The 6,599-nt window shown below is 36.6% G+C and carries 5 protein-coding genes and 2 tRNA genes; 1 reads left to right on the forward strand and 6 read right to left on the reverse strand.

Annotated elements, in window-relative coordinates:
• The first annotated feature begins 66 nt into the window (after window positions 1–66).
• Window positions 67–858, forward strand: coding sequence for a nicotinamide riboside transporter PnuC (pnuC, locus tag FC88_RS04000; RefSeq protein ID WP_057813032.1), 792 nt, complete (start codon window positions 67–69; stop codon window positions 856–858).
• Window positions 859–1,005: 147 nt separating this feature from the next.
• Here pnuC and FC88_RS04005 read toward each other — a convergent pair.
• The 6 genes from FC88_RS04005 to glpK all read right to left on the reverse strand — a co-directional run bounded on the left by FC88_RS04005 (window position 1,006) and on the right by glpK (window position 6,396).
• A tRNA-Gln gene (locus FC88_RS04005) sits at window positions 1,006–1,077 on the reverse strand.
• A gap of 5 nt (window positions 1,078–1,082) precedes the next feature.
• Window positions 1,083–1,165, reverse strand: a tRNA-Tyr gene (locus FC88_RS04010).
• Window positions 1,166–1,276: 111 nt separating this feature from the next.
• Window positions 1,277–2,929, reverse strand: coding sequence for an SLAP domain-containing protein (locus FC88_RS04015; protein WP_057813034.1), 1,653 nt, complete (start codon window positions 2,927–2,929; stop codon window positions 1,277–1,279).
• 52 nt (window positions 2,930–2,981) lie between these two features.
• Complete coding sequence (locus tag FC88_RS12790) at window positions 2,982–3,140, reverse strand: hypothetical protein (protein WP_157060416.1); 159 nt, start codon at window positions 3,138–3,140, stop codon at window positions 2,982–2,984.
• A 131-nt stretch (window positions 3,141–3,271) separates the two neighbouring features.
• Complete coding sequence (locus FC88_RS04020; RefSeq protein ID WP_057813036.1) at window positions 3,272–4,747, reverse strand: peptide MFS transporter; 1,476 nt, start codon at window positions 4,745–4,747, stop codon at window positions 3,272–3,274.
• 143 nt (window positions 4,748–4,890) lie between these two features.
• The gene (glpK, locus tag FC88_RS04025) at window positions 4,891–6,396 is read right to left on the reverse strand and encodes a glycerol kinase GlpK (RefSeq protein ID WP_057813038.1); all 1,506 of its coding nucleotides are present in this window, start codon (window positions 6,394–6,396) and stop codon (window positions 4,891–4,893) included.
• Between the last annotated feature and the right edge of the window lie 203 nt (window positions 6,397–6,599).

Below are 6,599 nucleotides of genomic sequence, written 5' to 3' on the forward strand. Positions count from 1 at the left end.
ACACGATCTAACAGCGTTGCTTCCGTTACGGCTGTCTAAAAACAAATAAGGAGATTTTTTTATCACATGGATAATTATTCCAATAATTCAAATAGTAGTTTCACTGAACGTTTTTCAACTGCACTAAGAGATTTACCGAATGCACTAGGACAAGTTTTTAATTTCCAACGCAATGTGCATGAATTAAAGACCCTCAAGAAGTCTACCAAGGTTATGATGACCATTATGCTTTTAGCAACCTGGGCTTCATTTATCTTGGGAAAGGATTTTGGATTCTCTGGCTGGATCGGTGTCATCACCGGTACTTCCGTTGTCCTAAATCTAATCTTAGTTGATCAAGGTCGATTGACTAATTATAGTTGGGGTGTCTTAGGTTGTGTAGTTTGGCTAATCATTGCCATCAACAACCGTTTAATTGGTGATATCGCTTCGCAGTCATTTTACTTAATTATGCAATTCGTAGGTCTTTCAGTTTGGCATCGTGAGATTACTCAAGCTGACCAAGAAGAAGTTGCTTCTCGTAAATTAACTTGGCGCGAAGGAATCTTCTGGTTCTTGGCGACCTTTATTATTTATTTCATCGTTTTATTCTTCAGTAAACATTTGAATGGCGTCCAGGTTTACTTAGATGCTACTCTTTTGCCATTAGGAATTGTTGGACAAGTTCTAATGACTTATGGTTATCGTTCCCAGTGGATTGCTTGGATCACCCTAGATGTCATTAATGTTGTCATCTGGTTCAATCAATTACAAGTAGTTAGTCCTGCTTCCACTTCGATGTTCGTTCTACAAATAATTATGTTGGCTAATGCCATTTACGGCGCTTATCTGTGGTTTAAACCTAGCGACCAACAATAATATTTGAAACACTCAATATAACCGTCAAAAGCAATTATCCATCGTGTAGTCACTTAGGCATCGACAATCGTCGGTGTTTTTTCTTTGTGGAATAAAAAAAGCCGTCAAACAAGTTTATTCTTGTTGACGACTAACTGGTAAAAATTATTGGGTTAGATGGATTCGAACCATCGCATGACGGGATCAAAACCCGTTGCCTTACCGCTTGGCTATAACCCAATGAATGGAGGGGAGTGGATTCGAACCACCGAACCCGAAGGAGCGGATTTACAGTCCGCCGCGTTTAGCCAGACTTCGCTACCCCTCCATGTGTTTACCACATGTCTTTATCCGACTTAATTATATTACCGAAAATAACAGACCATTTCAAGAGTTTTTTGTAAAAAAAGATGAATCATTTTCAGATTCATCCTTTTAACTATTTTATAACGTCGACATTATCAGCTTTGACGAACTCATTTGTCGCTACCCGATAATAATCTTCATTATTAATTTTAATTACTTTATCAATTTTCCAATCAGTTTTGATAGCCAAAGCACGGTTGGTTACTGTATCGCCATGAGAATTATCTAGTGAAATGTAATCAGCACCACCATGGGTTCTAACTACTGAATATTTGGGTGTGTACAAGTAAATATCAGAAGCCTTGACGAATTCATTAGTTGCTACACGGTAGTACTTCTCACCTTTGATAGTCATGTACTCGTCAGTTTGCCAATTTGAGTCTGGTGAAAGAGCAACTGTTTTACTTAGGTTGCCATCTTCATCATAAATGTTGGCTGCTGATCTATCAGGATAAACAGTTAAGGTTTGAAGTTTGTGAGTATATTTGGAAGTTACTGTTGTTGTCGTTGTAGAAGTTGATGTGTGATGTGTTGATGGTGTTGTGGGTTTTACCGCAGGTTTATCTTTAGTGTAATAAATTGAATAATCAAAAGTTTCTGAACCTTCATCAACAGTCGTTGTAAATGTTTTACCCGTACTTGCTGCTTGTAACATCACAGAATCTGAAGAAAATTCACCATTATTAAGTGACTGTAAATAATTCTGAGTTTCTGGTAAATTGATTGGAATTATTAACGTTACTTTCAATTGTTTAGGTCCTGTATAACCATCTACCTCAGGTATATCAATATCAATACTTTGTCCAAAATATTCAAATTCACTCTTTGGAATACTGAAAACTAGTGGATAATAGGTATTTTGATCATCCTTGCTTTGAGTTTGATCAATATTATAACTAGTTATTTGTTTATCTTCGAGTTTAATGTCTTTATTTGCGAATGCAACGAAAAATGGTTCTGGCATTCCATCAAGTGTTTTTACATTCCAAGTGCTAACATCTTCTGTCGACTGAGGGTACTCTACTGAAACACTACTTTCCTTTGAACTAGTATTTATCCAACTACTAATAGATTTAAGCCCTGAATTCTTCAAATCTAAATTAGACATTTTTATTTGATAAAGACTGGGTAAATCGAGCAGCATATTTTTGCAGCTGCCTCCATTGAACGAACTTATGTCTATTGTTTGTAAACTAGTATCATCTTTAAACATTTCGTCTAAGCACGATACTCCTTCACTAACTTCAAAGGAACTTAAATCTAAATTAGTAAGACTACTATCCTGCTCAAACATTCCAAAAAAAGTGGTTACTTGTGATACATCAAGTTTATCTAAGCCCTCAATTTCCTTTAATTTGGGGAGTTCAGCGAATAATCCTGATGAATCAGTTGGAAGCTTTAATTTCTTTCCAGTTTCTGGTGCAATCACTACTTTAGTAATGGTATCCTCATAAACCTGCATCCAAGGTAAAATATTAATTAGATGCTGATCATCAGAACCATCAACGTAATCAGGAATTGCTGTTCCTCCCAAGTAAAGTACATTATCCTTAACATACCAAGTAGCATTACCCCATCGTTGTGGTGTAGCATCGGAGTCTTTCACTGATTCAGATGTTGATTCATTAGTTTGTGAATCATCAGCCAAAACATTCAACTGCCCCATGCCAAAAATCCCAATAAAAACAGCCAAACTATAAATTAAAGCTTTAACCATTCTCTTCATAAAATCATCCCTCTCTTAATTAGGATTATTATACTTCTAAATGAAAATATTCTTATATCAAAAATAAAAAAGTTGCTACCCGATTTGCACTCAAGGTAACAACTTTTTGATCATTATTAATCTGTGCAGCTTTGGTAGTTTGAGCAATTCCCAAAACTATCGCCAGTGCTGCGATGAAACTAAGAATCAACAGCTTGATTTTCTTCCTCATGAACACTCGCTCCTCCACAAATGTTTATATTAATATTGTAAACGATTTCATAAAGAATTTTAAATGTTTTTTTATCAGAAAACAAAAAAGCCATAACCGAAGTTATGACTTAGTTTAATTTCAAGAATTTATTAGTTAACACCGGCCATCAATTTCTTGATCTTAGGTACAAACATAATCAAGAGAACTGCGGCAACTAACGTAACGATACCAGTTACACCAAAGAACATCATTTCGTTTTGTGGATTTCCTGGTTCGAATAACTTAACTAATTGAGCATTAGCAGCTTGTCCAGCTGAATCAGCTAAAAACCACATACTCATCATTTGACCTCTGAAGGCCTTAGGAGCAAGTTTAGTTGTGGCTGACAAACCAACTGGAGAAATCAACATTTCCCCAACTTCGATAATAGCCCAACTTAGAACTAGCCATAGTGGACTAACTTTATCACCAGGAGCCAAGCCAATCAAAGGAATAATCAAAACAAAGTATGAAATAGCTGTAGCAACTAATCCCATCCAGAATTTAGATGGTGATGATGGTTGACGTTTAGCTAATTTAATCCATAACCATGCAAAGAATGGTGTATAGATAATGATGAAGAATGGGTTAAGCATTTGGAATTGTGGAGCTGACAAATGCAAACCAGCAAAGTTCAATTGAGTTTGTTCAGCAGCGAAAAGTGCCAAAACAACTGAACCTTGTTCTTCAATTGCCCAGAAAATTGCAGCAGCGATGAACAATGGAATATAAGCAAATACACGTGATCTTTCGACCTTTGTAACCTTTTTACTTGTTAGCATCATTACGAAGTAACCAACAGGCAAAGCGATACCTAAGATACTCAAGATAGTGATGAAGTTATCAACTGTGAAAGCATTCATAGCCATCATAGCTACAACAATAATAACAAATGCAATTACACCAATGATGACACATTTGTAGAATTTACTACGTTCAGCATCAGTGATTGGATCTGGAGCTTGTAAACTTTCTTTAGGAAGGTACTTACGACCGTCCCACCAGTAAACTACTAATCCTAAGAACATACCGATAGCAGCTAATGAGAAACCAGCGTGGAAGTTAAAGTGGTTCCACATCATTGTAACGGCTTGTGGAGCAATTAGTGAACCCAAGTTGATACCCATAACGTAAATACTGAAACCAGAATCACGTCTTGGATCTCCTTCGGTATACAATCCACCAACCATTTCGGATACGTTTGGTTTCAATAAACCAGTACCAATAACAATAAGTCCAATTGATACAAACAAACCAGTTTCGCCCATTGGGAGTGACAATACGATATGACCAAACATGATCAAGACACCACCCCAGAAGACAGTTCTTCTAGGTCCCAAAAGTCTATCACTGATAAATCCACCAAGCACACTAGACATATAAACTAGTGAACCATAGATAGACATGACAGATGCTGCAGTGGTACGGTCCATACCAAGTCCGCCCTTTGTTACAGCATAGTACATATAGAATAACAAAATGGCACGCATACCATAGTAACTGAATCTTTCCCAGAATTCAGTTAGGAATAATGTACGTAACCCTATCGGTTGACCGAAGAATCCTCGGTCCTTCTTTTCGTCCATTAAAAAATTCTCCTCACATTACACAAATAATATATTAATATTAAACTTACAAACCAAAAGTGTCAAAACATTTTTTAATAAACAACTCTTAAAGCCTTATATATAGGCAAAAAAAAATAAGAACCTTTTAATATAGGCTCTTATTATTTAGCGTTATGTTTGAAGGCCATTGTTGCTTTAACGGCCTCTTTCCAACCATCATAAAGATCTTTTCTAAGAGATTCTTTCATTTTGGGTTGATACATCTTACCCGTTTGATAATTTTTCTTAATATCATCGATGTCTTTCCAAAAACCTACTCCTAATCCAGCCATGAAAGCCACTCCCAATGAAGTAGTTTCCAATTCTGATGAACGTTGCAAAGAAATTCCCAAAATATCAGCTTGAAATTGCATCAAATAATCGTTAGCAGATGCTGCTCCATCGACTTTTAAGACTTCAATTGGCATCTTAGCATCAGAACTCATCGTTTCAATGATATCTTTAGTTTGATAAGCAATTGCTTGTAAAGTGGCTTTGACCAAATCTTTGTCAGTTGTACCACGGGTAATTCCAAACATTGTTCCATGAGCTTGATTATCCCAATATGGTGCACCCAAACCGGCAAAAGCTGGAACAACATAGACTTCGTCATGATCAGTTGAACTTTTGGCATAATCTGAAGTTTGCGGAGTATTGTTGATCAAACGCATATCATCACGCAACCACTGTAACGCCGCTCCAGCCACGAAAACACTGCCTTCTAGGGCATACTTAATTTCACCATTGATACCGTAAGCAATCGTCGTTAACAAATTATTATCGGATAATGCTGGCTTATCACCGGTATTCATAACGGCAAAGGCACCAGTTCCATAAGTATTCTTGACCATTCCTTTTTCAAACGCCATTTGACCAAATAGTGAAGCCTGTTGAGAACCGGTCATCCCAGCAATTGGTATTTCCGAACCATAAAATTGATAATTTTTAGTTATTCCAAATACTTCTGAATTCGATTTAACTTCTGGCAACATTGCCTTAGGAATATTAAAAAGCTTTAATAAATCTTCATCCCATTGCAAAGTATTGATATTAAAGAGCATTGTTCGGCTTGCATTGGCATAATCGGTCATGAAACTAGCTCCATCAGTCAATTTCCATAATAACCACGTATTAATAGTTCCAAAGAGCAATTCACCTTTTTCAGCTCGTTCTTGAGCACCCTCAACGTGATTGAGAATCCAACGAATTTTAGTAGCTGAGAAATAAGGACTGATAATCAAACCAGTCTTTTTATGTATCTCATCTTTGAAACCTGCCTTGATCATGTCGTTAGCCAAGTGAGCAGTTTGTCGACTTTGCCAAACAATGGCGTTATAAATTGGCAGACCCGTTTCCTTATCCCAAACGACTGTCGTTTCTCTTTGACTAGCGATTCCGATTGCCTTAATTTGATTTGGCTTAATGCCTGAATCGATCAAAGCAGTGGCGATAGTCGTCTGTACAGCATTCCAAATCAGATTGGGATCATGTTCGACCCAACCAGGATTCGGTAAAATTTGTTGAATCGGATGTCTGGCAACGGCTACTTTTTTACCATTATGGTCAAAAATAATAGCTCGAGCTGTTGTTGTCCCCTCATCAATTGCTAAAATGTATTCTTTTTCCATTATTAACTCCTAAATACGAAAAAAGGCGTCTCCGCCTTTATGATTCTTAAATAAACTAAGGTTAACATTAATTTTTCGTCACTACTGACTAAATCATATTTCTTATTCCTTATTTCAAGAAATAAAAATAGAATTACTATCTAGTCTGGAATAGCAAAGAAAATTGGCTCAGTAGTGAAATTATTCTTAGCAACTTGTTGCTT

The organism is Companilactobacillus futsaii JCM 17355, from assembly GCF_001435505.1.
In the GTDB taxonomy this organism is placed as follows: Bacteria; Bacillota; Bacilli; order Lactobacillales; family Lactobacillaceae; genus Companilactobacillus; species Companilactobacillus futsaii.

What these genes read in the sequence shown, in the direction of transcription:
- pnuC (WP_057813032.1), top strand. Translation starts at nt 67, where the DNA reads ATGGATAATTATTCCAATAATTCAAATAGTAGTTTCACTGAACGTTTT.
- FC88_RS04015 (WP_057813034.1), bottom strand. Translation starts at nt 2,929, where the DNA reads ATGAAGAGAATGGTTAAAGCTTTAATTTATAGTTTGGCTGTTTTTATT.
- FC88_RS12790 (WP_157060416.1), bottom strand. Translation starts at nt 3,140, where the DNA reads ATGAGGAAGAAAATCAAGCTGTTGATTCTTAGTTTCATCGCAGCACTG.
- FC88_RS04020 (WP_057813036.1), bottom strand. Translation starts at nt 4,747, where the DNA reads ATGGACGAAAAGAAGGACCGAGGATTCTTCGGTCAACCGATAGGGTTA.
- glpK (WP_057813038.1), bottom strand. Translation starts at nt 6,396, where the DNA reads ATGGAAAAAGAATACATTTTAGCAATTGATGAGGGGACAACAACAGCT.